26 protein-coding genes and 1 tRNA gene are annotated in these 26,112 nt (G+C 65.2%); 20 read left to right on the top strand and 7 right to left on the bottom strand.

The window, feature by feature from the left end; translation table 11 throughout:
* A partial coding sequence (locus BI49514_RS12305; protein ID WP_145996223.1) for an IS110 family transposase occupies positions 1–344 on the bottom strand: 344 nt, incomplete at its 3' end.
* Between the two features lie 340 nt (positions 345–684).
* Between BI49514_RS12305 and BI49514_RS12300 the strand changes: the two genes are divergently transcribed.
* Both BI49514_RS12300 and proC read left to right on the top strand, forming a co-directional pair.
* The gene (locus tag BI49514_RS12300; protein WP_101546814.1) at positions 685–1,686 is read left to right on the top strand and encodes a sugar phosphate isomerase/epimerase family protein; all 1,002 of its coding nucleotides are present in this window, start codon (positions 685–687) and stop codon (positions 1,684–1,686) included.
* Between the two features lie 134 nt (positions 1,687–1,820).
* Positions 1,821–2,657 carry a pyrroline-5-carboxylate reductase gene (gene proC, locus BI49514_RS12295; protein WP_101546813.1) on the top strand — a complete coding sequence of 279 codons (837 nt, stop codon included), beginning with the start codon at positions 1,821–1,823 and terminating at the stop codon, positions 2,655–2,657.
* A 15-nt stretch (positions 2,658–2,672) separates the two neighbouring features.
* Here the strand turns inward: proC and BI49514_RS12290 are convergent, their stop codons facing one another.
* A complete protein-coding gene (locus BI49514_RS12290) occupies positions 2,673–3,554 on the bottom strand; it encodes a helix-turn-helix transcriptional regulator (protein ID WP_101546812.1) in 882 nt (293 codons plus the stop codon).
* A 107-nt stretch (positions 3,555–3,661) separates the two neighbouring features.
* Here BI49514_RS12290 and BI49514_RS12285 point away from each other — a divergent pair, with 107 nt between their 5' ends.
* The 3 genes from BI49514_RS12285 (at position 3,662) to BI49514_RS12275 (ending at position 5,933) form a co-directional block, all read left to right on the top strand.
* The gene (locus tag BI49514_RS12285; RefSeq protein ID WP_101546811.1) at positions 3,662–4,003 is read left to right on the top strand and encodes a DUF485 domain-containing protein; all 342 of its coding nucleotides are present in this window, start codon (positions 3,662–3,664) and stop codon (positions 4,001–4,003) included.
* A complete protein-coding gene (locus BI49514_RS12280; protein ID WP_180954385.1) occupies positions 4,000–5,652 on the top strand; it encodes a solute symporter family protein in 1,653 nt (550 codons plus the stop codon). Before BI49514_RS12285 ends, BI49514_RS12280 begins: the two co-directional genes overlap by 4 nt.
* A 210-nt stretch (positions 5,653–5,862) precedes the next feature.
* Positions 5,863–5,933, top strand: a tRNA-Gly gene (locus BI49514_RS12275).
* 154 nt (positions 5,934–6,087) lie between these two features.
* On the opposite strand, the gene BI49514_RS12270 is transcribed toward BI49514_RS12275, so the two are convergent.
* Together BI49514_RS12270 and BI49514_RS12265 are read right to left on the bottom strand one after the other, a co-directional pair.
* Positions 6,088–6,750, bottom strand: a complete 663-nt coding sequence (locus BI49514_RS12270; protein WP_101546810.1) for a potassium channel family protein — start codon at positions 6,748–6,750, stop codon at positions 6,088–6,090.
* Positions 6,743–8,161, bottom strand: coding sequence for a TrkH family potassium uptake protein (locus BI49514_RS12265; RefSeq protein ID WP_244195033.1), 1,419 nt, complete (start codon positions 8,159–8,161; stop codon positions 6,743–6,745). The genes BI49514_RS12270 and BI49514_RS12265 overlap by 8 nt, the downstream gene beginning before the upstream one ends.
* Positions 8,162–8,220: 59 nt before the next feature.
* On the opposite strand from BI49514_RS12265, the gene BI49514_RS12260 reads away from it, so the two are divergent.
* From BI49514_RS12260 to ccsB, 14 genes are all read left to right on the top strand, one after another.
* Positions 8,221–9,417: an acetoin utilization protein AcuC gene (locus tag BI49514_RS12260; RefSeq protein WP_101546821.1), complete on the top strand. Its 1,197-nt coding sequence runs from the start codon at positions 8,221–8,223 to the stop codon at positions 9,415–9,417.
* Positions 9,418–9,647: 230 nt separating this feature from the next.
* On the top strand, positions 9,648–9,746 hold the full coding sequence (locus tag BI49514_RS12255; protein WP_009882927.1) for a 30S ribosomal protein bS22: 99 nt from the start codon (positions 9,648–9,650) through the stop codon (positions 9,744–9,746).
* Positions 9,747–9,818: 72 nt separating this feature from the next.
* On the top strand, positions 9,819–10,064 hold the full coding sequence (locus tag BI49514_RS12250) for a glutaredoxin family protein (RefSeq protein WP_101546808.1): 246 nt from the start codon (positions 9,819–9,821) through the stop codon (positions 10,062–10,064).
* 27 nt (positions 10,065–10,091) lie between these two features.
* Positions 10,092–10,787: a redox-sensing transcriptional repressor Rex gene (locus BI49514_RS12245; protein WP_101546807.1), complete on the top strand. Its 696-nt coding sequence runs from the start codon at positions 10,092–10,094 to the stop codon at positions 10,785–10,787.
* Complete coding sequence (gene hemA / locus BI49514_RS12240; protein WP_101546806.1) at positions 10,784–13,261, top strand: glutamyl-tRNA reductase; 2,478 nt, start codon at positions 10,784–10,786, stop codon at positions 13,259–13,261. The genes BI49514_RS12245 and hemA overlap by 4 nt, the downstream gene beginning before the upstream one ends.
* Positions 13,258–14,862 (top strand): bifunctional uroporphyrinogen-III C-methyltransferase/uroporphyrinogen-III synthase, encoded by a 1,605-nt coding sequence (locus BI49514_RS12235; protein WP_101546805.1) that lies wholly within the window; start codon positions 13,258–13,260, stop codon positions 14,860–14,862. The genes hemA and BI49514_RS12235 overlap by 4 nt, the downstream gene beginning before the upstream one ends.
* Before the next feature lies 1 nt (position 14,863).
* The gene (hemB, locus tag BI49514_RS12230; protein ID WP_101546804.1) at positions 14,864–15,892 is read left to right on the top strand and encodes a porphobilinogen synthase; all 1,029 of its coding nucleotides are present in this window, start codon (positions 14,864–14,866) and stop codon (positions 15,890–15,892) included.
* Entirely contained in the window at positions 15,892–16,359 is a 468-nt protein-coding gene (locus tag BI49514_RS12225) for a MarR family winged helix-turn-helix transcriptional regulator (protein ID WP_101546803.1), read from the top strand. The genes hemB and BI49514_RS12225 overlap by 1 nt, the downstream gene beginning before the upstream one ends.
* A gap of 69 nt (positions 16,360–16,428) precedes the next feature.
* A complete protein-coding gene (hemL, locus tag BI49514_RS12220) occupies positions 16,429–17,790 on the top strand; it encodes a glutamate-1-semialdehyde 2,1-aminomutase (RefSeq protein ID WP_101546802.1) in 1,362 nt (453 codons plus the stop codon).
* The gene (locus BI49514_RS12215; protein WP_101546801.1) at positions 17,787–18,428 is read left to right on the top strand and encodes a histidine phosphatase family protein; all 642 of its coding nucleotides are present in this window, start codon (positions 17,787–17,789) and stop codon (positions 18,426–18,428) included. The genes hemL and BI49514_RS12215 overlap by 4 nt, the downstream gene beginning before the upstream one ends.
* Entirely contained in the window at positions 18,425–19,024 is a 600-nt protein-coding gene (locus BI49514_RS12210) for a TlpA family protein disulfide reductase (protein WP_101546800.1), read from the top strand. The genes BI49514_RS12215 and BI49514_RS12210 overlap by 4 nt, the downstream gene beginning before the upstream one ends.
* On the top strand, positions 19,021–19,785 hold the full coding sequence (locus BI49514_RS12205; RefSeq protein WP_101546799.1) for a cytochrome c biogenesis CcdA family protein: 765 nt from the start codon (positions 19,021–19,023) through the stop codon (positions 19,783–19,785). The genes BI49514_RS12210 and BI49514_RS12205 overlap by 4 nt, the downstream gene beginning before the upstream one ends.
* Positions 19,785–21,452 (top strand): cytochrome c biogenesis protein ResB, encoded by a 1,668-nt coding sequence (gene resB / locus BI49514_RS12200; RefSeq protein ID WP_244195035.1) that lies wholly within the window; start codon positions 19,785–19,787, stop codon positions 21,450–21,452. Before BI49514_RS12205 ends, resB begins: the two co-directional genes overlap by 1 nt.
* 155 nt (positions 21,453–21,607) lie before the next feature.
* Positions 21,608–22,612 carry a c-type cytochrome biogenesis protein CcsB gene (gene ccsB / locus BI49514_RS12195; protein WP_101546798.1) on the top strand — a complete coding sequence of 335 codons (1,005 nt, stop codon included), beginning with the start codon at positions 21,608–21,610 and terminating at the stop codon, positions 22,610–22,612.
* 325 nt (positions 22,613–22,937) lie between these two features.
* Here the strand turns inward: ccsB and BI49514_RS12190 are convergent, their stop codons facing one another.
* Entirely contained in the window at positions 22,938–23,381 is a 444-nt protein-coding gene (locus BI49514_RS12190) for a PLD nuclease N-terminal domain-containing protein (RefSeq protein WP_101546797.1), read from the bottom strand.
* 84 nt (positions 23,382–23,465) lie between these two features.
* Between BI49514_RS12190 and BI49514_RS12185 the strand changes: the two genes are divergently transcribed.
* Positions 23,466–23,756 carry a DUF4229 domain-containing protein gene (locus BI49514_RS12185; RefSeq protein WP_101546796.1) on the top strand — a complete coding sequence of 97 codons (291 nt, stop codon included), beginning with the start codon at positions 23,466–23,468 and terminating at the stop codon, positions 23,754–23,756.
* A 137-nt stretch (positions 23,757–23,893) separates the two neighbouring features.
* Here the strand turns inward: BI49514_RS12185 and BI49514_RS12180 are convergent, their stop codons facing one another.
* The gene (locus tag BI49514_RS12180; protein WP_101546795.1) at positions 23,894–24,826 is read right to left on the bottom strand and encodes a 1,4-dihydroxy-2-naphthoate polyprenyltransferase; all 933 of its coding nucleotides are present in this window, start codon (positions 24,824–24,826) and stop codon (positions 23,894–23,896) included.
* A gap of 38 nt (positions 24,827–24,864) precedes the next feature.
* Positions 24,865–26,097 (bottom strand): AMP-binding protein, encoded by a 1,233-nt coding sequence (locus BI49514_RS12175; RefSeq protein WP_101546794.1) that lies wholly within the window; start codon positions 26,095–26,097, stop codon positions 24,865–24,867.
* Positions 26,098–26,112 lie beyond the last annotated feature (15 nt).

Below are 26,112 nucleotides of genomic sequence, written 5' to 3'. Positions count from 1 at the left end.
GTGCCAGCGATCCGTCTGGCATCGATCCGGTCGTCCTTGCCCGTGGCGTGCCGGTCGCGAGCATTCATGCTGGCAGCCTCGGCGACCGTATAGCCTGCGTCGGCGACATGGTCGGCCAGGATCGCCCCGTAAGTGCCGATACCCTCGATCACCCACAGGGTGTTCAGGTCCCCGCGAGTACGGCGGCCGACCCACGTCAGGGCTCGTTTGATGCCAGCTTTCGTGGTCGGGAACGTGGCAGTGTCGACGTGCTCACCAGTGTGGGTGAGGACACTGTAGACGTGGTTCTTCGCGTGGGTGTCGACGCCCACGACAAACGCGTATAAATGCGAGATGATAGTCATGACGGTTCGTGATTCTCCTGTGTCAGAGCGGATGAGGTCCGACCGTCGAACGGTCGGCTCCGGTCCGGGAGATAGTCACGTCGAAACACTACTGTGATGAGTCACGTTCGGTCAGGAACGGACAACCTTCTGATCAAGTTATCGATGTGGGCCGAGCCGGTGCCGACCGCCCACCAATCATCAGACAGATCCCGACGAGGACATCGTTCGAGTCAGTAGTTCTGAGGGTCATGATGATCGATGGGACGGTCAGTTCCTACTCTGCCAGCCAGTCCCAGACCAGCCACCATCAATACTCACAGTAGTTCTGGGGTGGGGGAGCCGCGTTAGACTGGAAGAGATGAGCAAGAAGTCGAAGTCCCAGCGGAAGGTGTTGACCACCAAGAATTCTGCGCGCTCGAATTCGAAGCGCCACAAGGAGTACTTCGACAAACACGACGTCTACGAGAAAGACGCCCACCACGTCTCCGACAACCGGATCAGGCTCGGCCTCTCCAGCTCCTCCGTCTCACCGATGACCGTCGAGGCGACCTTCACCCAAGCGGCCAAACACGGCTACGACGGTGTCGAGATCATGGTCACCCATAACCCCGAGACGCGAGACGTCGACCTCATCAACGGACTCGCCGGCGACACCGGACTCGACGTCATCTCCCTGCACGCGCCGACCCTGCTGTTTCTGCCCCGAGTGCTGCACAAAGACCATTGGGAGAAGCTGCGGATCACCGCGAACCTCGCCAAGGCAGTGGGTGCCGACACGGTCGTCCTCCACCCGCCGTTCCGCTGGCAGGGAGAATACGCCCTCGGCTTCGTCGACGGCGTCCGCCAGGTCTCCCAGGAGACCGGTGTGAGACTGGCCGTGGAGAACATGTATCCCTGGCGGGCCGGCCTGCGTGAGATCCAGGTCTACTATCCCGACTGGAACCCCCTGGACGAGGACTACGACGACCTCACCTTCGACTTCTCCCACGCCTCCACCGCCGGAATGAACGCCCTGGAGACGGTGGGCGAGATCTTCGACCAGCTCCGCCACGTCCACCTCACCGACGGAGCCGGCTCACTCAAGGACGAACATCTCGTTCCGGGCGAAGGCACCATGCCCGTCGCCGAGACCCTGCAGTACCTCGCCAAACACAATTGGCAGGGCGACGTCGTCGTCGAGGTCAACACCCGATTCGTGCGCAGACAGTCCGCGCGCGAGAAGATGCTCGCCGAGTCCATCGCCTTCGCCCGTGAGCACCTCGGCCTCGACGCGGATGGTCCGCGACGCAACGCCCACAGCCACTCCCGCACCTCCGAGCACAAGCCCTCGCGATCCGGAAAAGCCGGCGCCGAGAGCTGAACCCGCGAACGACCGCGAGGCCGCACATCACCCTGCCCGCCTTCGCATCGCCACGCCCGACCTCGCACCGGCACGCTTAAGCGCATGGACACCCACCGACCATCACACATCAGATATCGAAAGGCTGACGCATTTTGACCACCATCGCCTCCATCGGAACCGGCAACATGGGCACGGCCCTCATCCAGGGAATCCTCACCGCCGACGCGAGCATCACCGTCCGCGCGACGACGAATTCGACCGCCTCGGCGCAGCGGCTCCGCACTGATCTGCCCACAGCCACGGTCACCTCGTTGGAGGACGATGCCGAAGCGAATCGGAAAGCCGCGACCGGAGCCGATTTCGTGTTCCTCGGCGTGAAGCCGTGGATGATGGCCGAGACCTTGCGTGGACTCGCCGACGACCTCGACCAGGACTCCGTGCTCGTGTCCATGGCGGCCGGCGTCGCTGCCGCAGACCTTGCGAAGCTCGCCCCCGAGAATCCGATTGTGCGGATCATGCCGAACACGCCGAGCGCCATCGGCCACGGCGTCATCGCGCTGGCCCCCACCGCCGAGGTGACCGCCGCCAGCGTGGACACACTGAAGTCGCTGCTGTCGGGCGCCGGCCTCGTCGTCGATCTCGACGAATCCCAGATCCCGGCCATGACCGGAATCTCCGGGTCCGGAGTGGCGTACTTCTTCCTCCTCGCCGAAGCCATGATCGCCGCCGGCGTCAAGCAGGGCCTGAGCGAGGACGTCGCCCGTCAGATGGTCGTTGCCACCGCCGACGGCGCTGGCCGACTCCTGACCGAGAAGCCCGACCCCGCCGCGCAGCGCCAGGCCGTGAGCAGCAAGGGCGGAACGACCTTGGCCGGTCTCCAGCAGTTCCTCGACTCCGGGATCTTCGATATCGCCGAGGCGGCCGCGCTGGCGGCGGCGGACCGTTCCCTGGAGATGGAACGGGAGAACTCTGAGGTCATCAACGGCTGATCCCGTCCTCCCCGCTCAGGGGAGGACGTGGGATGAGCGGGCGATCGACACGGCCTCATGTCGAGTCCGTGCCGAGAGCTTGACCATCGCCGTATTGAGATAGGACTTCACCGTCGATTCGCGCAGCGACAGCGCCTCGGCGATGCGGGCATTCGGCCAGCCCAGGGCAACGTGCGAGAGGATATCGGTCTCCCTCGGCGACAGCCTGACTGCGGGCACCGGCGTCTGGAAGTTCTCCGGATTGTGTCCGGAGAGAATATCGGCCAGGCGCGCCTCGATGCCGGTGAGCTTCTCCCGGGTCTCCTCATCGACGATTCCGGAGCGGATGGCTCTCAGCTCGGCGTAGGTGTGCCGGAGAGCCTCGCGTCCCGAAGGATCCAGATCCGGGTAGAGCGGTTCCTCCTTGACGGGGCCGCGCGGTTCCTGCCGGTATCCGAGTCGAGCAAGATCGACCGAGAGCTGTCGCACTCTCCTGACGAGGTCTCCCGTTTGCGGGGCGGCGGCGTTGTAGTCCGCGCGGTGGCCGCAGTAGACCATACCGGTGACTTCACCGCCGTGCAGCGTGGGGACGGCGACGAGGACACGGATGCCCTCGCCGAGGACCTCCTCGTCGTAATGGTGGGTGATGAGAGGGTCGATCTCGTAGTCGCGGGTCAGCTGTGGAGTGCCTTCGGTCATGGCCCGTCCGCCGAGGCCGCGTCCGGTGCTGACGATGAGGGTCGAGAGCAGGTTCTTATCGGCGCCGGCGACGGCTTCGACCGCGACCGAATCCTCTTCGACCATGCCTCCGAAGACGACGTCACCGGTGCCGCTCCGGTGCAGGGAACCGACGGCTTCGACGAATAGGCGACGGGTCTCGACCTTGAGAGCCCGCGTTTCCTTGGCGTGCGCATTCATGTGGACAAGCTACCAACTTTCGGTGGTATTCCCTAGCGCATGCTGAACGTTACCTTTGGGTCATGTGATTCAGGACACTGATGTTCTGTCCATTCAAAGGAGAAAGAATGACTGACCCTGTCAACACCGGTGTTGACTTCCTCGCAGAGGAGGAGAAGCCGGAGTTCAAGGCCCTCAAACGCAAACGCTTCTCGGTGGTGATCCCGCTGTCGATTGCGTTCCTCGTCTGGTACTTCCTCTACGTAATCCTCAGTACGTACGCCCACGATTTCATGTCGACGAAGGTCGTGGGGGAGATCAACGTCGGACTCGTATTCGGGCTGCTGCAGTTCGTGACGACCTTCGCGATCACGATGTTCTACGTCTCGTTCGCCAACAAGAAGCTCGACCCTCCCGCGGAGGAGATCCGTGAACGACTGCAGGCTGAGTCGGAAGGACACCGCTCATGAGCACTCTGGCAATCGGAGACTTCGTCGCTTCGGGAGTCGACCTCCTCAGCGCAGCGACCACCGAGGTGGAGAACAACCCGGTCCTCAACATCACGATCTTCGCCGCATTCGTCGCGGTCACGATGTTCATCGTTCTGCGGGCCAGCCGCAACAACAAGTCCGCTTCGGACTATTATGCGGGCGGCCGGTCGTTCACCGGACCGCAGAACGGCTTCGCCATCGCCGGTGACTACCTCTCTGCCGCATCTTTCCTCGGCATCTGCGGTGCGATCGCCGTCAACGGCTACGACGGATTCCTCTACTCGATCGGCTTCCTCGTCGCCTGGCTCGTCGCTCTGCTCATCGTCGCCGAACTCATGCGCAACACCGGCAAGTTCACCATGGCCGATGTGCTGTCGTTTCGTCTCAAGCAGCGCCCCGTGCGCATGGCAGCTGCCCTGTCGACCCTGGCGGTCTGCTTCTTCTACCTGCTCGCGCAGATGGCCGGCGCCGGCGGACTCGTGTCTCTGCTCATGGGCATCGACGGCAAGGTCGGCCAGTCGCTGGTCATCGCCGTCGTCGGCGCGCTGATGATCATCTACGTCCTCGTCGGCGGAATGAAGGGCACTACCTGGGTGCAGATCGTCAAGGCGATTCTGCTCATCGCCGGTGCCTTCGCCATGACCGTCTGGGTGCTCGCCCTCAACGGCTTCAACCTCTCGACCCTGCTGGCCTCGGCCGTGGACAACGCAGCTGAAGGAGTCGGGGAAGGCGTCCTCAACCCGGGTCTGCAGTACGGCGAGAACCCGCTTGACTTCATCTCCCTGGCACTGGCGCTCGTGCTGGGCACGGCGGGTCTGCCCCACGTGCTCATGCGCTTCTACACCGTCCCCACGGCTAAGGAAGCTCGCCGATCCGTGGTGTGGTCGATCTGGCTCATCGGTGCGTTCTACCTCTTCACCCTCGTGCTCGGCTATGGTGCGGCCGCACTCGTCGGCGCCGACGCGATCAAGAACGCTCCTGGCGGCGTGAACTCCGCGGCTCCGCTCCTGGCGCTTCAGCTCGGTGGGCCTCTGCTCATGGGCTTCATCTCCGCGGTTGCCTTCGCCACGATCCTCGCGGTGGTGGCGGGCCTGGCGATCACCGCGGCGGCCTCGTTCGCTCACGACATCTACGCAAACGTCATCAAGAAGGGCAAGGTCGAAGACTCCGAGGCGGAGGTCAAGATCGCCCGCCGCACCGTCGTCGTCATCGGCGCGGTCGCGATCATCGGCGGCATCGGAGTGCAGGGGCAGAACATCGCATTCCTCGTGGCGCTGGCCTTCGCCGTCGCCGCCAGCGCGAACCTGCCCACGATCGTGTACTCGCTGTTCTGGAAGCGCTTCACCACTCGCGGTGCGGTGTGGTCGATCTACGGCGGACTGATCTCGGCGATGGTGCTCATTGCCTTCTCGCCGGTCGTCTCCGGATCAGAGACCGCGATGATCCCCGGGGCCGACTTCGCGATCTTCCCGCTGTCGAACCCCGGCATCATCTCGATTCCGCTCGGCTTCGTCCTCGGCTGGATCGCCTCGGTGACCGATAAGACGGTGGAGAGTCCCGAGCTGGCTGCCGAAATGGACGTCCGTGCCCATACCGGATTCGGCGCCGAGGAGGCTGTCGAGCACTGACCCCATCCGCCATCCGCGTGTTCGAAGTGCAGACGACCCGATTCCGTTCGGCGCGCGACGTATGGACTTCGAACACGCGGTGGTCGCCGGCTACGGCCGCACCCTCGCCCTTCGCCGAGGTGGGAAGCTGTAGACTGGATCGAGTTGCCGATCGTGGCATGTCTGCACCGGGTCTGATCTTGATGGGTGCCTGCTGACCAGCGGTGACGTGCGGGCGTAGCTTAATGGTAAAGCTTCGGCTTCCCAAGCCGATGACGCGGGTTCGATTCCCGTCGCCCGCTCTCTTGATTCCTGCGGACCCGCGAAATGGTACAGGTTTCTCTGTAATGCACACGGACGAACGTATACATTGCGGAGAAACCTGTACCTTCGTCGTTGAGGAGGGCGGGAGGTGCAGCCGGCGGGTGAAGCGGCGGTTGGACGCGGACTCGGAAGCTACGGGCGGCCGGCGAAGCGGCCGAGCAGCTCGACGTGACCGGCGACGATGAGCAGATCCTGTTTGCCCACGCGGGTCGTCGGATCGGCGTAGGTGAAGTCGCGGCCGGGGCTCTTGATGCCCACGATCGTCACGCCGTACTTGTCGCGGACACCGGACTCGCTGAGAGTGAAGCCCTGGATCTCCCGCGGCGGACGCATCTTCACCACCGCGAAATGGCCCTCATCGAACTCGATGTACTCCATCATCCTGGAGCTGACCAAGTGGGCGACGCGGCGACCTGCGTCCGATTCCGGGTAGAGCACATGGTGGGCGCCGATGCGGTGGAGGATCTTGCCGTGTGACGGCGAGATCGCCTTCGCCCACACCTGCGAAACGCCCAGGTCGACGAGGTTGGCGGTCGTGAGCACGCTGTCTTCGATCGAGGTTCCGATCCCGACGACGGCAGTCGAGAAGTCACCGGCACCGACCTGCCGCAGTGCGTCGATGTTCGTCGAATCGGCTTCGACGACGTGCGTGAGTTTGCCGCTCCAGTCCTTGACGAGTTCGGGGTTGTGCTCGATGGCCATGACCTCGCGCCCCAGCCGGGCAAGAGTCGCTGCAGTCGAGGACCCGAAACGCCCCAGTCCGATGACCAGGATGGAAGTGTGTTCGTTAGCCAACGACCGGCCTTTCCTCGGGGTAGCGGTACAGGCGCACCGAATCCTGCATAGACAGTGCAGCCGCCAGTGTAATCGTACCGAGTCGACCGATGAGCATGATCACCGACAGAACATAGAGTCCCGAATCCGGCGAGGTCGCCGACACTCCGGAGCTCAGACCCACGGTGCCGAAGGCGGAGATCACCTCGAACAGCACCCGATCGAGCGGTTCCGCACTGATCTGCAGCATCGTCAGGGTGCCGATGAAGACGATCATCGCACCGGTGAGCAGAATCGAGATCGACAGTTTGATCGTCGACGACGTCAGGCGCCGACCGAACACGTTCACGTCCTGCAGACCCCTGGCCTCGGCATACGCAGCGAGGACGAGCACGGCCACCGTCGTCACCTTGATTCCGCCGGCCGTCGATGAGGATCCGCCGCCGATGAACATCATGAGGTCCATGAGCAGATGCGACGCCTGGCTCATGTCCGCGACCTCCATCGTCGCGAAGCCGCCGGACCGGGGCATGACCGCCATGAACAGCACTTCGACGAAGGTGTGGCCGGCGTTCTTATCGCCCAGGGTCGCCGGGTTCGCCGACTCGAACAGCGCCAACAGCAGCAGCCCGATCGCCAGGACCGTCGTCGTGGTCGTCAGCGTCAGCTTCGTGTGCAGATCCCATCGGCTGGGCCGGTTCCAGGACATCGCGACCATGAGCACGACCGGGAATCCTAGCGACCCGACGAACACCGCTGCCATGAGCAGGGACAGAATCCACGGATCGGAGGCGAAGTACGCCGCCCCGCCTTCGTGGATGGTGAAACCGGCGTTGTTGAAGGCCGAGATCGAGTAAAACGCCGAGTACCAGATCGAGTCGCCGAGCGATTCCCCGCGGATGAGGAACCGTGGGAACAGCAGCACCGCGAGGATCGATTCGGCGGTGAAGATGGTGATGACCACGGCCTTGAGCAGCGAGCCGACCTGACCCAGATTGAGCGCCGAAGTGGCCTGCTGAGCGATCAGTCGCTGCCGGACTCCCAGCCTCCTGGAGACAGCCATGCCCAGCACCGAGGCGAGGGTGAGGATTCCGAGACCGCCGACCTGGATGCCGGCGGTGATGACCGAGATCCCGAAGTCTGACCAGTACTCCTCCGTGACGACCGGGGTCAGCCCGGTCACACACACGGCGGAGACCGCCACGAACACCGAGTTCGCGATGTGTGTGGCCTGGTCGACCGAACCGGGGTCGCGCATGCTCGCCGGCAGCATCAGCAGGATCGCGAACGCCGCGACGACGGCGACGAAGGACCCGATCGCCAGTTGTGCCGGTGAGGCCACGGCAAGGTCGTCGACGAAGTCACGGACCCACCGGCCCGGCTTCAGCAGCCGATCGAAGCGCGGCGAGGAATTCTTGGACACAATCACCATGGTAGAGCCGGTGGCCCCGGAATCGGCGCAAGTGAGCTGCGCCATATAGCATGGTGGGCATGGCCGAAAATGATGTGTATGTCGTTTGGGACGACGAGGTGACCGGTTACAACTTCGGTCCCAGCCACCCCATGCACCCTCTCAGGCTCGACCTGACAGCGAAGCTCGCCGACGACTTCGGACTCTTCGACGCAGACAACGTCCACGTCGATCCCATCGGCGAGATCGATGAGGCCAAGCTCGCCCGCCTCCACGACCCCGACTACATCGCCGCGGTCAAGCAGGCCGGCACCGAGGAGGGCCTCGAAGAGCGGGACGCGAACAGATACGGAATCGGCACCGAGGATGTTCCCGGGTTCGAGAATATGCACACCGCCTCGGCTATGCTGTTCCAAGGCAGCGTCAACGCCGCGAACGCGATCATCTCCGGAGACTTTCGACGCGCGGTGAACTTCTGCGGCGGAATGCACCACGCGATGCCGGGCAAGGCCAGCGGCTTCTGCGTCTACAACGACGCGGCCGGAGCGATCACCGAATTCCTCGAAGCCGGATACGAGCGCGTTGTCTATCTCGATATCGACGCCCACCACGGTGACGGTGTCGAGACGTTCTTCTGGGACGACCCTAGAGTGCTCACGATCTCGATCCACGAATCGGGGAAGTTCCTCTTCCCCGGCACCGGGTACCCCGCCGATATCGGGGGACTCAAGGCGGCCGCCTCGGCGGTGAATATCGCCCTGCCTCCGCGCGCGGGCGACGCGGACTGGCTGCGCGCCTTCGACGCCACCGTCCCGCAGGTCGTCGCCGCCTTCGAGCCTCAGGTCGTCGTCTCCCAGCACGGGTGCGACGGTCACCGGGCGGACCCGCTGACCCATATGCGTCTGAGCGTCGACGCGATGCGCATCGCCGCCGAACGCATCCGCGACCTCGCCGTCGACCATGCCGATGGACGCTGGCTGTCCGTCGGGGGAGGGGGCTACGCGATCATCGACGTCGTGCCCCGTGCCTGGACGAACCTCCTCGCCGTCGCCGCCGGCCGCGATATCGATCCCGGAGCCCGGATCCCCGGACGCTGGGCCTCCTACGCGCAGACGAAGACCGGGCGCGAGGCACCGCTGTCGATGACCGACGGCTTCGACGGGGCGTTCGAACCGTGGTCGAAGGGGTTCGACCCCGAAGTCGAACTCGACCGTGCCGTGATGGGCACTCGGAAGAACATCTTCCCCTTCTTCGCACTCGACCCCTACTTCGACTGATCGATATCGGTCGACGCCCGTCGACCCAGCCGAACGCGAGTCAGGCCCTGCCGTGCACGCCACCCGGGCCGAACCCGATCCCCGCGTCCGCGCGGATCGCCTGGCACCGCCGTTGTGGATCTGGACACAGTTTTGGGAAAGCAGGCGGCCAAGCGATAGAATTGCACGGTTAGTTCAATGGGCGGGCACCTGATGTTCACCCTCCACCGACAAGCACAAGGGGTACCCGAGTGGGCTCAGTCATCAAGAAGCGCCGCAAGCGTATGTCGAAGAAGAAGCACCGCAAGCAGCTTCGCAAGACACGTCACCAGCGTCGCAACAAGAAGTAAGACCCAACGGTCCTACGCCCCCGCTCGAGTGATTTCTCGGCGGGGTTTGTTGCACCCGATGAGGAGTGAGCCATGGTCGATCTGACCTTTCTCACACGTGTCGACTGCCATCTGTGTGCTGATGCGCTGCAGGCCGTCACCGAGGTGGCTGCGGGCAGAGATGTGACCGTGACCGAGATCGACATCGATACGGATGACGATCTGGCTGCGCAGTACGGCTGGGACGTTCCGGTCGTTCTCCTCAACGGGCGACAACACAGTTTTCATCGAGTCGATAGGGATCGGCTGTCCAAGGCGCTCGACGCCTTGGGCGCATGAGATCGATTGAAGGAGTGAGGCGGATTCGTGGGCGAGATTCTGTCCGCCAACAGGATTGAGGGTGTCGTTCGCAAGGACGTACCCGAGCGCGTGATATCCCGACTCCCGATCTATCTGCAGACCGTCGAGACGATTGCCGCCACCGGCCAGGACACAGTTTCGTCGGAGGACCTTGCCGCCCGCAGCGGTGTGTCCCCGTCTATTCTGCGCAAAGACCTGTCCCAGCTGGGACGATCGGGAACCCGCGGGGTCGGCTACTCCTGTCCGGAGCTGGCCGCGACCCTGCGGACGTTCCTCGGCCTCGACCGCGACCGCCGCGTCGCCATCATCGGCGCCGGACGGCTCGGCTCGGCACTGGCCGACTACGCCGGATTCCGTCGGCGCGGCCTGCGCCTGACCGCCGTCTTCGACATCGACGAGGAGAAGATCGGCACCTCCATCGGCGCCCTGACCGTCTCTTCCCTGGACGACCTTCCCGCCTGGTCCGAAGACATCGACCTGGTGGTCATGGCCGTCCCCGCGGCCGCGGCACCCGCAGCGGCCCAGAAGGCCGTCGAAGCAGGTGTGCGCGGCATTCTCAACTTCTCACCCACCGTGCTCGACGCACCGGATACCGTGCGTGTCCATCAAGTCGACTTGGCCAGTGAGCTGCAAGTACTCGCATACTATTCGGCGCTGGACACGGCACCGCTCAACCCTGGTTTTGAGGAGCACAGGAATTGACTCTCTTGGTTCTCGGCATTTCACATCAGTCGGCTCCGATCGACATGCTCGATCGGATGGCCTTCGGCGCCGGTGAGGTCGGCACTCTGCGACGGGACGCCTTGGCCGGAGAGAACATCGAGGGACTTGCCGTGCTCTCGACGTGCAATCGTCTCGAACTCATCGCCGACGTCTCCGCCTTCCACGGAGGACTGGCCGACCTCGGCAACGCGCTCGTGTCGTCGATCGACAAAGAATGGTCCGATATCGCCGGGCACTTCTACGCCCACTACGACCACCAGGCGATGGAGCACCTGCTCAAGGTCGCCTGCGGACTCGACTCCATGGCTATCGGCGAAGCCCAGATCCTCGGTCAGCTCCGGACGGCGTTCACGGAATCGCAGTCGGACAAGGCGCTGACCTCCGAACTCTCCCAGGCGCTGCAGCAGGCGCTGCGTGTGGGCAAGCGCGCGCATTCGGAGACCGACCTCGGTGACGTCGCCCGGTCCCTGTTCGGTGCAGGCATCGAAGCATCGGCCGCGCACATCGGGTCCCTGCGTGCCGCGAATGCACTGGTCATCGGCGCCGGAGCCATGTCGGGCCTCGTCGTGTCCGGACTGCACAAGGAAGGCGTCGCCCACATCACCGTGCTCAACCGGACGCTCGACAAGGCCGAACGCCTCGTCGCCGAGGTGGGCGGACGTGCCCGTGAACTCACTCCGCGCATCATGGCCGAGGAGATCGCCGACGCCGACCTCATCGTCTCCTGCACCGGCGCCCGCGGAGTCGTCGTCAGCCGCGACGACATCGTCGCCGGACTCTCGCAGAACCCGAAGGGCGCAGCGAACAAGGCCTTCATCGACCTCGCCCTGCCGCACGACATCGACCCCAGCGTCCGCGAGTTCGAACATGTCGCCCTCTTCGGCCTCGGCGAGATCCGCGAACTCCTGCGCGGCTCCGACAAGGAACGCGACGCGAAGGTCGTGAGCACTGTCGAGGAGGTGCGCTCCATCATCGCCGCCGAGCTGGAGAACATCGCCACCGGCAACAAGGAGCGCTCGGTCGCTCCCACCGTGACCGCTCTGCGCTCCCATGCCAAAGATGTGCTCGCCTCCGAGACCCAGCGACTGGAGAAGAAGCTCGGTGACTCCGTCGACGAAAAGGCGTTCGCCGAGATCCGCAAATCCCTGCACCGGGTGGCGGAGAAGCTCATCCACACCCCGACCGTGAAGGTCAAGGAACTCGCTGTGACCGAATCCGAGGTCGACTACGCTCAGGCGCTCATGCAGCTCTTCGACCTGCCGGTCAACAAAGTCGCCCACGCCAAGACCGCTCCGGAGACGAAGGTCGCGAAGGCCGCCAGCGCGCATCACGTCGAGGCCGACGGCATCCGCCCGGTCGCCGATCACACCCTCGACATCGTCGAACCCGAACACTTCACCGGCCGCACCGTGCGTCTGGGCACCCGCCGGTCACAGCTGGCTCGGTCCCAGTCCACGGCGATCGCGCACCAGATCGCGGCTTTGACCGGCTGGCGCGTCGAGATCGTCGAGGTCGTCACCGAGGGCGATGTCAACATGGCGCCCCTGGCCGGTTTCGGCGGCACCGGAGTCTTCGTCTCCGCCGTCCGACAGGCCCTCCACCAGGGCAAGATCGATCTGGCCGTGCACTCGCTCAAGGACCTGCCCACCACCCCCGAGGCGGGAATCCAGATGGCAGCCATCCCACCGCGCGTCGACCCGGCCGACGTCCTCATCGGCCGCGACGGGCTGAGCCTGAACGACCTGCCCTCCGGGTCCGTCATCGGCACCGGTTCGCCGCGTCGTGCCGTTCAGCTGCGTGCCGCACGTCCCGATATCGAGGTCCGCGGAGTGCGCGGAAACGTCGACACCCGCATCGCCCATGTCCGCGACGGCCGTCTCGACGCAGTCGTCCTCGCCGCCGCCGGAGTGCGTCGCATCGGGCGCCTGGCCGAAGCCACCGATTCGCTCAACTTCGATGTCATGCTCCCGGCTCCGGGCCAGGGAGCCCTGGCGATCGAGACGCGCAGTGCCGACAGCGCCTTCGCCACCACCGCGGACGTCCTCGACGGCGACGCCGAGGTGCGGGCGGCCCTGCGCCGGATCCACGACCAGACGACCGACCTCGCCGTGACCTGCGAGCGCGCGATCCTCTCCCGTGCCGAAGCCGGCTGCTCGGCCCCGATCGGTGCGCTGGCGAAGATCGAGGGCACCGAGTTCATCGTCGACGCCGTGATGGCCGATGACGACGGCAAGCTCGCCCGCACGCGGCAGAGCACCGAGCTGCCCGCCCTGCTCGACGTCGACTGGAGCAGCACCGGCCAGCAGCAGCTGTCGGTGACCGCGAAGGAACTCGCCCGTATCGCCGACGAACTCGGCACCGCAGCGGCCGAGGATCTTCTGGGACGCCTCGGCATCGACCCGGCCGCCAGCGCCGAACACCTCACCCCCGTCAAGGCTCAGGAGCAGGGATGAACAGCGAACCGACAACGGGCCAGGTGCAGCCGCGCCGACTCCTGCCGGCTGCTCCGCGCGTCGTCTTCATCGGCAGCGGACCCGGCGAATCGGGTCTGATGACGATGCGCGGCGCCGAGATCCTCGCCACCGCCGAAACCGTCGTCTATGACGCCGATGTGCACTCCGAGATCGTCACCGCCTATGTGCCGCAGGCCGCAACGCTCATCGATGCCGCCGACCTCGGAGTCGCCGCCTCGACCCGCGGTCGCCGCATGGCCGAACTCGCCCGCCCGGACAAGACCGTGGTGCGGCTGAGCTCGGACGACGGAATCATCTTCACCACCACGACAGCGGAAGCCGGAGTCTGCCGCAAGGAACAGGTCGAGGTCGAAATGGTGCCCGGAGTCGGACTCTCCGCCTCGACGGCGGCCTTCACCGGAACGGCTCTGACGACCAACCGCGTCCGCTCGGTGCGCTTCATCGAAGCCGGCCCGCAGACCCATGTCGACGTCTCCCGCCACCGGAACACGACCCACGTGCTCACCGGCAGCGCAGCCGCCCACGAACAGGCCATCGAAGCCCTGCTCTCCGACGGCTGGGACGAGGACACGAAGGTCCTCCTCGGGTGGGGGATCTCCACCATCGAGCAGACGAGCGTGGAGACGACTTTGCAGCAGGCGCTGTCCATGGCGCAGACAGGTTCGGATCGTATGGTGGTGATCATGGGGCAGGGAGTGGAATCCAGAGGAGAGCTCAGCTGGTTCGAATCCAAACCGCTCTTCGGCTGGCAGGTGCTCATCCCGCGGACGAAGGAACAGGGCACCTCCACCGCCGAAGCCCTGGCCGAGCTCGGCGCCGTCGGCACCGTCGTGCCGACGATCGCCGTGCAGCCGCCGCGCACACCGACCCAGATGGAGAAGGCGATCCGCGGCCTCGTCGACGGATCCTATGAATGGGTCGGATTCACTTCGGTCAACGCCGTGCGTGCCGTGCGCATGTGGTTCGAAGACTTCGGACTAGACTCCCGTTCGATGGCCGGCGTCAAGGTCGCCGCCGTGGGCGGTCGCACCGCGGCAGCGCTGGTCGACTGGGGGATCACTCCCGACCTCGTCCCCGACGGCGAGCACTCCGCACGCGGGCTGGCCGCGGCCTGGCCGGACTTCGTCGATGACATCGACCCGATGAACACGGTTCTCCTGCCTCGTGCCGATATCGCCACCGAGGTGCTTGTGGCCGGGCTGCTGGAGAAGGGGTGGGACCCCGACGACGTCACCGCCTACCGCACCGTGCGCGCCTCCCCGCCGCCGGCTCCGATCCGCGAGTCGATCAAGGCCGGCGACTTCGACGCCTTCCTCTTCACCTCCTCATCGACGGTGCGCAACCTCGTCGGCATCGCCGGCAAACCCGCCCCCACCTCCGTGATCTGTTGCATCGGCCCGGCAACGGCGAACACCGCAGCCGAACACGGACTGCGCGTCGACGTTCTCGCCGAGGAAGCCAACCTCACCTCGCTTATCGACGGTCTCGTCGAATTCGCACTCACCCAGCGCGCCGAAGACGTGGAAGCCGGGATCTCCCCGCAGCGTCCGAGTCAGAAGCGCCGCAGAAGGAAGGCCTGACATGTCATTGGTTCCCGGAACCGTCCGTCCCCGTCGGCTGCGGTCGACCCCGGCCCTGCGCCGCCTCGTCTCCGAGGTGCGACTCCACCCAACCGAGCTCATCCTGCCGATGTTCGTCAAGGAGGGCCTGAGCGAACCACTGCCGCTGGGCGGAATGCCCGGAGTCGTCCAGCACACGATGGGCTCCCTGCTCGAGGCCGCCCGGGAAGCGGTGGCGGCCGGAGTCGGCGGACTCATGCTCTTCGGCATCCCCGAATACAAGGATGAGATCGGCTCACAGGCCGATGACCCCGACGGCATCCTCAACCGGGCGCTGTCGCTGCTGGCCGACGAATTCGGCGATGACACCGTGATCATGGCGGACCTGTGCCTCGACGAATTCACCTCCCACGGCCACTGCGGAGTCCTCGACGAGGACGGTGCGGTCGATAACGACGCCACCCTCGACCGCTACGCCTCGATGGCGCTGGCTCAGGCCCGCGCGGGAGCTCACGTGCTCGGCCTGTCCGGCATGATGGACGGTCAGGTCGCCTACTGCCGCGAAGCTCTCGACGCCGCCGGATTCACCGACGTCGTCGTCATGGGCTACACCGCGAAGTACGCCTCCGCCTTCTACGGTCCCTTCCGCGAAGCCGTCGATTCCGAGCTCAAGGGCGACCGCAAGACCTACCAGCAGGATCCCGCGAACGGTCGCGAAGCGCTGCGCGAACTCGGCCTCGACCTCGCCGAAGGCGCCGACATCGTCATGGTCAAGCCGGGGCTGCCGTATCTCGACGTACTCGCCGAGGTGGCTCAGGAGTCCATAGTGCCAGTGTGGACCTACCAGGTGTCCGGAGAGTACGCGATGATCGAATTCGCGGCCGCCGCCGGAGCCATCGACCGGGAGAAGGCGATCGAGGAATCTCTCATCGCCTTCAAACGTGCCGGATCCGATGCGATCCTCACCTACTGGGCCACCGAGGTCGCCCAGCGCCTCCAGGTGGAGGCCGCCGGCCACATGTCCGACCGCGACGCCCGCGGAGGCCGGTGATGACCGAGCCTCGCTGGCTCTCGGCGGTCGACCAGAGAGCCTGGCGCAGCTACCTCAACGGCTCTCAGCTGCTCAGCACACAGCTGGACAAGGAGCTGCGTGAGAAGCACGGCATCGGCCTGCCCGAATACGAAATCCTCGTACGTCTGTCCGAACACGACGACAGGACGATGCGAATGGCGCTGCTCGCCACCGACACGACCATGTCCCGATCCCGGCTGACCCACTGCGTCGCCCGAATGGAGAAGCGCGGACTGCTCGAGCGTTCCGCCATCCCCGAGGACGGCCGTGGGGTCAACTGCGTGATGACCGAGGCCGGATGGCAGCTGCTGCGGGCCGCGGCACCCGATCACGTCGCCGGAGTCCGCAGACACCTCGTCGATCTTCTCGACCCCGAGGAGATGGAGACCCTGGGGCGGATCTTCACCAAAGTCTTCGACCATATGACAGACATCGACGGCTCCTGAACCGTCCCCACGCATAACTGAGAACGATCCCGGGACGAAACCCCAACCGCCAAGAATCAGAGGAGAACCATGACGACAGCAGAGACGAACGGTCACACCACCGATCGGTCCGCCGCCCTCTTCACCCGCGCCGAGGCGGTCATCCCCGGCGGAGTGAACTCCCCGGTCCGCGCGTTCAAGGCCGTCGGCGGCACCCCCCGTTTCATCACCGAGGCGACCGGTGCGTGGCTGCGCGACGCCGACGGCAACGACTACATCGACCTCATCGGGTCCTGGGGCCCGATGATCATGGGCCACTCTCGCCCCGAGGTCGTCGCCGCCGTCCAAGAAGCCGCCGTCAAGGGATTCTCCTTCGGCACCCCGTCGACCGGTGAGGTCGAACTCGCCGAGGAGATCGTGCGTCGCGTCGATCCGGTCGACCAGGTGCGCCTCGTGTCCTCGGGCACCGAGGCCACCATGTCGGCGATCCGTCTGGCCCGCGGTTACACGGGACGGTCCAAGGTCGTGAAGTTCGCCGGCTGCTACCACGGTCACGTCGACTCGCTGCTGGCCCAGGCCGGCTCCGGACTGGCCACGTTCTCTCTGCCCGACACCCCCGGAGTCACCGGCGCCCAGGCACAGGACACGATCGTCGTCGACTACAACGACGCCGCCGGTCTCGAAGCCGTCTTCGCCGAACACGGGGAGGACATCGCCTGCGTCATCACCGAGGCCAGCCCCGGCAATATGGGCGTCGTGCCTCCCCGCGACGGTTTCACGAACACCATCCGCCGGCTGACCAAGGAACACGGTGCGCTGATGATCAGCGACGAAGTGATGACCGGTTTCCGCGTCTCCGCCGCCGGTTGGTACGGCTATGAGTCCGAGACTCTCGGCTACCCAGAGGGACCGGCCGACCTGTTCACCTTCGGCAAGGTCATGGGCGGCGGCTTCCCGGCGGCGGCCTTCGGCGGTCGCGCCGAGATCATGGCCCACCTCGCCCCATCCGGCCCCGTCTACCAGGCTGGGACGCTCTCGGGCAATCCGGTGGCCACCGCTGCCGGACTGGCCACGCTCAAGCTGACGACCGAACTCGACGTGTACTCGCACATCGGTCGTGCCGCGGATATTCTGCGCCCGGCCGTCGCTGCCAGCCTGGAAGCCGAGGGCGTTGCCCACGTCATCCAGTCGGCGAACTCGATGTTCTCCGTGTTCTTCACCGATACCGACGTGACGAACTACGAGCAGGCACGGGCTCAGAACGTCGGCCGCTACACCGCCTTCTTCAACGCCATGCTCGATCAGGGCATCCATATGCCCCCGAGCGCGTTCGAAGCCTGGTTCCTGTCCTACGCCCACACCGATGAGATCCTCGACCGGATCATCAGCGCCCTGCCGGCGGCGGCCAAGGCTGCGGCCGAGGTTCCGGAGGCCGGGAAGGCGCAGTCATGACCACCATCCACCTCGTCCGCCACGGCGAAGTCGACAACCCCGACGGCATCCTCTACGGACGTCTGCCCCATTTCGGTCTCACCGAGCGCGGACACGAGATGGCTTTGCGCGTGGCCGAGCACTTCCATGCCGCGCCCACTCGCCCCGTCGAACTCGTCGCCTCCCCGCTGCTGCGGGCACAGCAGACGATTCGTCCGCTGTCGAAGTCCCTCGACCTGCCGGTGTTCGACGACGATCGGGTCATCGAGGCGGCGAATTCCTTCGAGGGACAGAAGCTGGGCGTGCGTCGGTTGGCGGAGCCGAAGAACCTGGTGCGCCTCTACAACCCGCTCACCCCGTCCTGGGGAGAGCCGTACAAACAGATCGTGCTGCGCATGCGGGCCGCGATGGCCAGTCTGAGAGCCAAGCTCGACCGCCACGGTCCGGACGCCGAAGGAGTCATCGTCTCCCACCAGCTGCCGATCTGGATGAGCCGCCTGTCGGGGGAGGGACGCTCACTCGTCCACGACCCGCGCAGACGCGAATGTGACCTGGCTTCTATCACCAGTTTCACATTCGATTCCTCCACACTGGTGTCCGTGAGTTATGAGAGCATCTGTGCCGATCTGCAGCCGGGCACCGCGGTGGCGGGAGCATGAGTTTCGGACGCCATTCCCTCAACCGTCGGGCCCTCTTCACCTCGGCGGTCGCCGCCGGAACGGCCCTGGCGCTCAGCGCCTGCAGCGAGAACGATGAGCTGGCCGATCAGGCCGGATCCGACCAGGGGTACGTCTCCGGCTCGGGAGTCGTCTCGCAGGTGGCGGCCGAGGACCGCGGCGAACCCCTCGATCTGAGCTTCGAGACCCTCGACGAGAAGTCCATGTCTCTGGCCGATCTGCGTCCCACCCCGGTGGTCGTCAACCTCTGGTACGCGGCATGCCCGCCGTGCCGGAAAGAAGCCCCGGACCTGAAGTCCGTGTCCGAGGAATTCGGGGACAAGGCCCAGTTCATCGGCGTCAACGTCCGCGACCAAGAGGCTGCGGCCAACGCGTTCATCCAGAACTACCAGGTGCCGTACCCGAACATGCTCGATTCGAACGGTGAGATGGTGTCTCTGCTCTCCGGAGTCCTGCCCCCGCAGGCCACCCCGTCGACGGTGGTCCTCGACGCGAAGGGCCGGGCCGCGGCCAGGGTCGTCGGTGAGATCGATGCCTCGACTCTCAAGGGACTCATCGAGGACGTGCTGGCCGAGTGAGTGGCCTCGGGGCGGACTTCGCCCAGACCGTCCTCTCCGGACCGCTGCTGCTGGCTGCCGGCGCAGCGGCGCTGGCCGGACTCATCTCGTTCGCCTCACCATGTGTGCTGCCCCTGGTTCCCGGCTATGTCGGGTACGTCACCGGGCTGTCCGGTTCTTCGCTGAGGGACAAGCAGACGTGGCGAGTGGTCGTGGGCATCAGCCTGTTCGTCCTCGGCTTCACCGTCGTCTTCGTGCTGCTGGGAACCAGCTTCTCCGCGCTGGGAGCGCTGTTCTCCCAATGGCAGTCGGTCATCCTCCGCGTCCTCGGCGTCATCGTCATCCTCGCCGGTTTCGTGTTCATGGGCGGATTCGGTCTGCTGCAGAACGAACGTCGCATCCGTGCCAGACCGAAGGCCGGACTCTGGGGCGCACCGGTGCTCGGGGCGACCTTCGCCCTCGGGTGGGCACCCTGTGTCGGCCCGACCCTGTCGGCTGTGCTGAGCATGTCGGTGAGCTTCGGCGGTGACGGGATGATCTGGCGCGGAGCGCTGCTGGCCTTCGTCTACTGTCTGGGCCTGGGCATCCCGTTCATCCTCCTGGCGCTGGCGATCCACAAGGGCGCGGGACGACTCGTCTGGGTGCGGAAGCATCAGACCGGGATCGTGCGGGCCGGGGGCATCATGCTCATCATCCTCGGTGTACTCATGGCCAGCGGCGTATGGAACATGTGGATGACCTCTCTGCAAGGTCTCATCAATGGATTCGAAGTGGTGATCTAGTGGCGGGCTCAACCGAAGGCTCGGAGAAGACGCAGTCGAAATCGGGTGCGAAGACGACGGCGAAGCAGGGAGACAAGCCTGCCGCGAAGTCGACCGTGAACCAGCCGCAGCTCGGGTTCATCGGTATGTGCCGGTGGGCCTGGACCCAGCTGACGACGATGCGTGTGGCACTGATCCTCCTGCTCATCCTCGCGCTCGCCGCGATCCCCGGATCTCTGCTGCCGCAGCGGATCCAGGACCCGGGCCGGGTGAACACCTTCCTGGAGAACAATGGTGCCTGGGGGCAGTTCCTCGACACGATCCAGATGTTCGACGTCTACTCCTCGGTCTGGTTCTCCGCGATCTACCTCCTGCTGATGATCTCCCTCGTCGGCTGCATCATCCCGCGGACGAAGCAGCACTGGAAGGCGATGCGCTCGTCCCCGCCCAAAGCACCGAGGCGGCTGTCCCGGATGCCCGGATACGCCGCCTTCACCTCGGCGCAGGCAGACGCAGAGACCCGTGAGGATGCGGATGAGGCGTTCCTCGACGCGGCGGAGGCTCGGCTGAAGAAGTCGGGGTACCGCATCAACCGGCAGTCCGATCACATCGCCGCCGAACGCGGCTATCTCCGCGAGACTGGCAACCTCGTCTTCCACATCGCGCTGCTCATGGCAACCCTGACGATGGCGATCGGATCGCTGTTCGGCTATGAAGGTCAGCGCATCCTCGTCGAGGGGGAGACGTTCTCGAATTCGCTGGTCTCCTACGATTCCTTCGAACCCGGCTCCTACTACGATGCCGACAATCTGCCTGATTTCCGGCTCAAGCTCGATTCCTTCACCTCCACCTTCGACGATCAGGCGGCGGGCAACCAGTTCGGTCAGCCGCGCACCTTCGATGCGCAGGTGACGACGACGGCGGACGGGACGACCGAATCGCACCTGCTCAAGGTCAACGAGCCGGTGCGCGTGGGCGGCGTCGGCGTCTACCTGACCGGAAACGGCTACGCCCCCGAGGTGACCGTGCGTGATGCGAAGGGCGATATCGTCCAGTCCGGTCCGCAGGTGTTCATCCCGGACGGCGGGGACCCCGGATACACCTCCGAGGGCGTCATCAAGGTCCCGGACTCGGCCGGCACGCAGATGGGGTTCGTCGGCGTGTTCCTGCCGACGGCCGCGCAGAATGAGGACGGGGAGCTGATCTCGAGCTTCGCCGAGCTGCGCAACCCGTACCTCGTGATGAGCGGGTACACCGGCGACCTCGGCCTCGATTCCGGAGTCCCGCAGTCCGTGTACTCCCTCGACGCGGAGAACATGACGGAGATGACCGACGAGTCGGGCAATCCGCTCGTCATCCAGCTCGCCGAGGGGGACACGCAGAAGCTGCCCAACGGCGGTTCGGTGACCTTCGACGGAGTCAAGAAGTACATCGCCGTCGACATCTCCCAGGACCCGACACAGGCCCTCATGCTCATCAGCGCGATCCTCGTCTTGGCTGGGCTCGGCCTGTCCCTGTTCATTCCCCGCCGACGCGTATGGGTGCGGATCAAGAACGGCGACGCCGAGGTGGCCGCTCTGGCCCGCGGTGAGGATCCGATGGTCGAACGCGCCGTCGACGGCCTGGTCAAGGACCTGCGTGATCCGGAACCCGATGAGGGTCAGCACGGTGACGATGACGAAAGATGAACCCGAAGTACTACGCGGAGTAGAATAGCCGCGGAGTGCGCGTCGCCGGTGGCTTCGTCGCGGAGTCGGCAGGGCGCGCACCGACATATGGTCAGACAGAGAGTCTGGCAGCAGCAACCTGCGACAGAAGAGCACTTCAGCGGTGCGGAGGATGAATGGACGTCAACACTGACCTCGCAATGTGGTCGAACCAGCTGATCATCTCGGCGATGATCGTCTACGCCGTCGCCATGATCTTCTACGCCTTCGACCTTTTCGGTGCGCGTGAGCTCAAGACCTCCGAAGCCGAGGTCGCCACCTCGGCCAAGGCCACCACGGTGCGGCGGACGAACCGGAAGACGGCGACGACTGCCGTCCTCGACCGGCCCGGCGACGACGACTCCGCGACGGTGAAGTCGTCCCGGAAGAACATGCACCGCGGTGCCCGCATCGGCACTTCGCTGCTCGTGCTCGCCATGTTGCTGCACGTCGGCGGGGTTCTCACCCGTGCCCTGTCTGTCTCCCGTGTGCCGTGGGGCAACATGATGGAGTATGTCCTCACCGCCACCGCGATCACCGTAATCGTCTTCCTCGTCGTGCTGACGAAGAAGGACGTGCGCTATCTGGGGACGTTCGTCTCCGGGGGAGTGCTGCTGTGCCTGGGACTGGCGATCACCGTCTTCTACACGCCTGCCGCGAAGCTCATCCCGGCGCTGGATTCGTACTGGATCGCCATCCACGTGCCGATCGCGATCCTCTCGACCTCACTCCTCTACATCTCTGCGATCCTGGCGGTATTCCAGATCCTGAAGAGCGTGCACGAGACCAAGGATCCGAAGTGGCTGCGGTTCCTGCATCGTCTGCCCTCGAGCACCGACCTCGAGCGGATCTCCTACCGGATCGCGGCAGTCGGCTTCATCACCTGGACGTTCACGCTCATCGCCGGGGCCATCTGGGCCGAAGTGGCCTGGAGCCGTTACTGGGGCTGGGATTCGAAGGAGATCTGGACGTTCGTCGTCTGGGTCATCTACGCCGCGTACCTGCACGCACGTGCGACTCGCGGTTGGGGCCCGACGAAGGTGGCCGTGCTCAACCTCATCGGCATCGCCTCGGTGATCTTCAACTTCACCGTCGTGAACATGTACTTCAACGGCCTGCACTCGTACTCCGGGCTCGACTGAAGCGCTGGGCCGCTCTCAAGGCCGCTCTGACGTCCAGCACCGGGAGCCACCGCCTGCACCGGGCGCGATAACTGCTGACGGCCCAGTCTGAGGCGGAGAGCCCATGTTTGAAACTGGGCTCTCCGCCTCAGACTGGGCCGTCAGCGTGCTGGTTCGATGCCGTGATCAGGCGGCGGACGACAGTTTCGGCTCGGGCTGCTCTGAAATCACCACGTTCCTCGGTGAGCCGTTCAGAGAAAAGTGTGCCTTCTCGCTGGATCGCAGAGTGGCAACGCACCTGCGGTGTCGATGCCGTCGTCGAACAGCGGCGGTGCGAAAGGGGAAATCAGTTCGGACGGCCGTGGCCGTCGCCCTTGGTGCCCCGGTCGTCGGAGTCGGCTGACGTATCAGCGGAGGAATCCGCGGGATCGCTGTCATCATCCGGCTTGGCAGAATCATCGCGCGGAGGCTTCTTCTCGTCGTTGTCCTGAGCCGGAGGCGCATGCTTGCCGAGCTTGAGTTCGCGATCGACCTGTCGCAGATAGTCTGGATCATCATCCGGGGCGACCTGACCGCGAGGGCGGGTGCCGCGGGTGGGCTTGTCTTCCGAACCGCGTCCGAACAGATACCAGAGGATGAACCCGAGGACGGGAATGAAGAGGATGACGAGTGCCCATACAGGTTTGGGCAGGACCCGAATCAGACCCCGATCGCGCAACAGGCAATCGAAGAGTCCGTACAGTGTCACCGCTGCCGCCAGGACGATCGCGGCAATGAGTAGTCGAGCCATGCAACAAGGATAGTCCACCAACCTGAGCGCGGCCTCCAGCGAGCGGTGACAAGACTGTCACGATCGGAGGCTAAAATGAGTTCAATGCGCACCTTCTGGCTCTACACACTCGCTCGCTTCGGCCTCATCATCGCCGCTGGCCTCGTTCTGTTCCCGTTCCTCGGCTTCAATCTCGTCATGGCGATCGCCGCCATCATCATCGGCGCGCTGCTGAGCTACCTCTTGCTCGGTAAGATGCGCGCCCAAGCAGCGACCGAGATCGAAGCAAAGGTCGCCAAGCGAGCCTCCAAGCCCAAGCGCGTCGGCGCCGATGAAGCTGCAGAAGATGAGATCGTCGAGGAGCGCCTCGGAGAAGACGGCGACCAGTCCAAATGAACTTGTGGCTCAGCCTAATGAGCTGCGGCTCGGCTGAGGCGGCTCAGATCCGAATGAGCCGGGGCCTTTCAGCGCGCTGAGCCTTGGAACGCCAGGCGACTGAGCCTTGGAACACCAGGCGTCAGCACTGAAATGCCTCAGAGCGCCAGACCGAGACCCATCAGTGCGGAGAAGGCCAAACCGGTCAATCCGGTGGATTTGATCGGCGGAATCAGGCCAGGGCCCGTTGTGCCGCTGAGCACCGTCTTGAGTGGGTTGAGTGCTGGGACGAGGGCGAGGATCGCCAAGGCCACGGCCGGATGTCCGTCGAGGATCGCCAGCGCCAGCAGCGCGAACGGCAGCAGCACGAGCACCGCATAGGCGATGCGTGCGGCATTGTCGCCCATCCTCACGGCCAGAGTGATCTTGCCTGCCTCGATGTCTGTCGGGATATCGCGGAGGTTGTTGACCATGAGCACAGCCGAGGCCAGTGATCCGATTGCCACGGCACCGGCCCAGCCGCTCAAGGTGAGGTGGCCGACCTGCATCCACATCGTGCCCAAGGTCGCCACGAGTCCGAAGAACACGAACACGAAGACCTCGCCGAGGCCCATATAGCCGTACGGTCGTTTGCCCCCGGTGTAGAACCAGGCGGCGGCGACGGCGGCGGCCCCGACGATGAGGAACCACCAGGCCTGTGAGATGAGGATGAGCACGATGCCCGCGACTCCGGCCAGGCCGAAGAAGATGAAGGCGGCCCGTTTGACCTCGTGAGGTTCGGCCAGCCCGGTTGCGGTCAGCCGGACCGGTCCGACGCGTTCGTCATCGGTGCCGCGGATGCCATCGGAATAGTCGTTGGCGTAGTTCGAGCCGATCTGCAGGCACAGGGAGACGAGGAGAGCGAGGAATCCGCGCAGCAGGATCTGTCCGAAGCTGACGTGGTCGTCCTTGCCCGAGATGTCGTCGAGGATGAAGGCGGTGAATCCGCCGAGCGATCCGATCGCGGCGCCGGTTCCGATGAGGACGGGTGCGAGAGCCAGGGGCAGAGTTCGCAGTCGAGCTCCAGAAATCCACTGGGCGGCATCAGCCATAGTCCTCGCTCACCTTCCTGTCGAATTGTGGAGCCGTCTCATGTTACCGGTAGTTCACCGGTATGGGTATTCGCATCACGCGCGATGAGATCGGCGGCGATGCGGGCCGCCGCCTGGCGATCGGGTTTGCCGATCGACCGGTTCGGAATCTCAGCGACTGGGAAGACGAGCTGCGGCAGCAGCTGCCCGGTCATCCCGTGATCGAGGGCGTTGAGCTTCTGTGCCGATTCTTGTGGATCCTCGGCTCCGACACCACCTCCGCCGTCGGCGAGGCGGACGAGCGCGACGATCCGTCTGCCCCATTCCTCGTCGGGCACCCAGGTCACAAGCATCTCCTCTATTCCCGCCTTCTGCCAGCTCGGCAGCAGGCCGGACTCCAGGGCATGCGGGGAGACGTTCGTGCCGCCGGAGACGATGATGTCGTCGGCTCGACCGAGCACGCTGAGCACACCGGAATCGATCCGACCCAGATCGCTGGTGTGCATGATCCGCCGTCCCGCCTCGTCGACGGTGAGGGCGGGGGACTCGACCGGTGTGATCGCTCCGTCGGCGCCGATCTCGACGTAGCCGTCGGCGATGACCGGGCCGCTCAGATCGATCGTCCCCGCCTCGGTGATGGTGACGTCGACCCCGTCGAACGGAGCCCCGTCATAGACGCAGCCGCCCGCCGTCTCGCTCATCCCGTAGGTCCGCACGATCGCCAGGCCCGCGGCCTCGGCGCGCTCGAGCAGGGACGGTGAGATCGCCGCCCCGCCGAGGAGGATGTGCGTGATCCGTGCGGCTGCAGCTGTCGCCGCGTCGTCCTCGAGGATGCGGTGGAGCTGGGTGGGCACGAGCGAGGTGTACGTCGGTCGGTCGCCCGCCCGTTCCAGCAGAGTCGTGGCCTCGGCGGCGAAGGACTGGGCGGTGAACCTCGCCGCGGCGGCCCTGACCGGGGCGCGGCCCGCCAGGCGGGCGCGCAGCTCGACTTGGAACCCGGCGATGTGGTTGACCGGCAGGCACAGATGCCAGTCACCCGGCCCGGAGAGGAACCGTTCGGTCGCCCGGGCCGAGGTTGTCAGCGCGTCAGCTGACAACGCCACCGCTTTCGCCTTTCCTGTCGACCCTGAGGTGAAGAGGATGAGAGCCGGAGCGGGAACAGGTCCTGCCCACTTGCCGGGGGACACCTCGGTGACGGCACCGTCCCGATCCGAGGGGAGGATGAGGATCGAGGTCCTGGTCAGTGCCCGATCAATCGCCTCGGGCAGCTCGTGAGGGCTGAGTTCGCGCATGTACACAGTTGTGGG

The organism is Brevibacterium iodinum ATCC 49514 (assembly GCF_900169265.1).
GTDB lineage: Bacteria > Actinomycetota > Actinomycetes > Actinomycetales > Brevibacteriaceae > Brevibacterium > Brevibacterium iodinum.
The sequence above is the reverse complement of the archived record's forward strand: the minus strand, read 5'-3'. Positions and strand labels throughout refer to the sequence as shown.

Bases quoted from the DNA above. Each gene is read 5' to 3' on its own strand.
- BI49514_RS12290 (WP_101546812.1), bottom strand. From the start codon at position 3,554: ATGAATGCGCACGCCAAGGAAACGCGGGCTCTCAAGGTCGAGACCCGT.
- hemL (WP_101546802.1), top strand. From the start codon at position 16,429: ATGACGACAGCAGAGACGAACGGTCACACCACCGATCGGTCCGCCGCC.
- BI49514_RS12265 (WP_244195033.1), bottom strand. From the start codon at position 8,161: ATGGTGATTGTGTCCAAGAATTCCTCGCCGCGCTTCGATCGGCTGCTG.
- hemB (WP_101546804.1), top strand. From the start codon at position 14,864: ATGTCATTGGTTCCCGGAACCGTCCGTCCCCGTCGGCTGCGGTCGACC.
- BI49514_RS12280 (WP_180954385.1), top strand. From the start codon at position 4,000: ATGAGCACTCTGGCAATCGGAGACTTCGTCGCTTCGGGAGTCGACCTC.
- BI49514_RS12260 (WP_101546821.1), top strand. From the start codon at position 8,221: ATGGCCGAAAATGATGTGTATGTCGTTTGGGACGACGAGGTGACCGGT.
- BI49514_RS12190 (WP_101546797.1), bottom strand. From the start codon at position 23,381: ATGGCTCGACTACTCATTGCCGCGATCGTCCTGGCGGCAGCGGTGACA.
- BI49514_RS12175 (WP_101546794.1), bottom strand. From the start codon at position 26,097: ATGCGCGAACTCAGCCCTCACGAGCTGCCCGAGGCGATTGATCGGGCA.
- BI49514_RS12300 (WP_101546814.1), top strand. From the start codon at position 685: ATGAGCAAGAAGTCGAAGTCCCAGCGGAAGGTGTTGACCACCAAGAAT.
- BI49514_RS12250 (WP_101546808.1), top strand. From the start codon at position 9,819: ATGGTCGATCTGACCTTTCTCACACGTGTCGACTGCCATCTGTGTGCT.
- BI49514_RS12180 (WP_101546795.1), bottom strand. From the start codon at position 24,826: ATGGCTGATGCCGCCCAGTGGATTTCTGGAGCTCGACTGCGAACTCTG.
- BI49514_RS12210 (WP_101546800.1), top strand. From the start codon at position 18,425: ATGAGTTTCGGACGCCATTCCCTCAACCGTCGGGCCCTCTTCACCTCG.
- BI49514_RS12285 (WP_101546811.1), top strand. From the start codon at position 3,662: ATGACTGACCCTGTCAACACCGGTGTTGACTTCCTCGCAGAGGAGGAG.
- BI49514_RS12215 (WP_101546801.1), top strand. From the start codon at position 17,787: ATGACCACCATCCACCTCGTCCGCCACGGCGAAGTCGACAACCCCGAC.
- BI49514_RS12235 (WP_101546805.1), top strand. From the start codon at position 13,258: ATGAACAGCGAACCGACAACGGGCCAGGTGCAGCCGCGCCGACTCCTG.
- BI49514_RS12185 (WP_101546796.1), top strand. From the start codon at position 23,466: ATGCGCACCTTCTGGCTCTACACACTCGCTCGCTTCGGCCTCATCATC.
- BI49514_RS12225 (WP_101546803.1), top strand. From the start codon at position 15,892: ATGACCGAGCCTCGCTGGCTCTCGGCGGTCGACCAGAGAGCCTGGCGC.
- ccsB (WP_101546798.1), top strand. From the start codon at position 21,608: ATGGACGTCAACACTGACCTCGCAATGTGGTCGAACCAGCTGATCATC.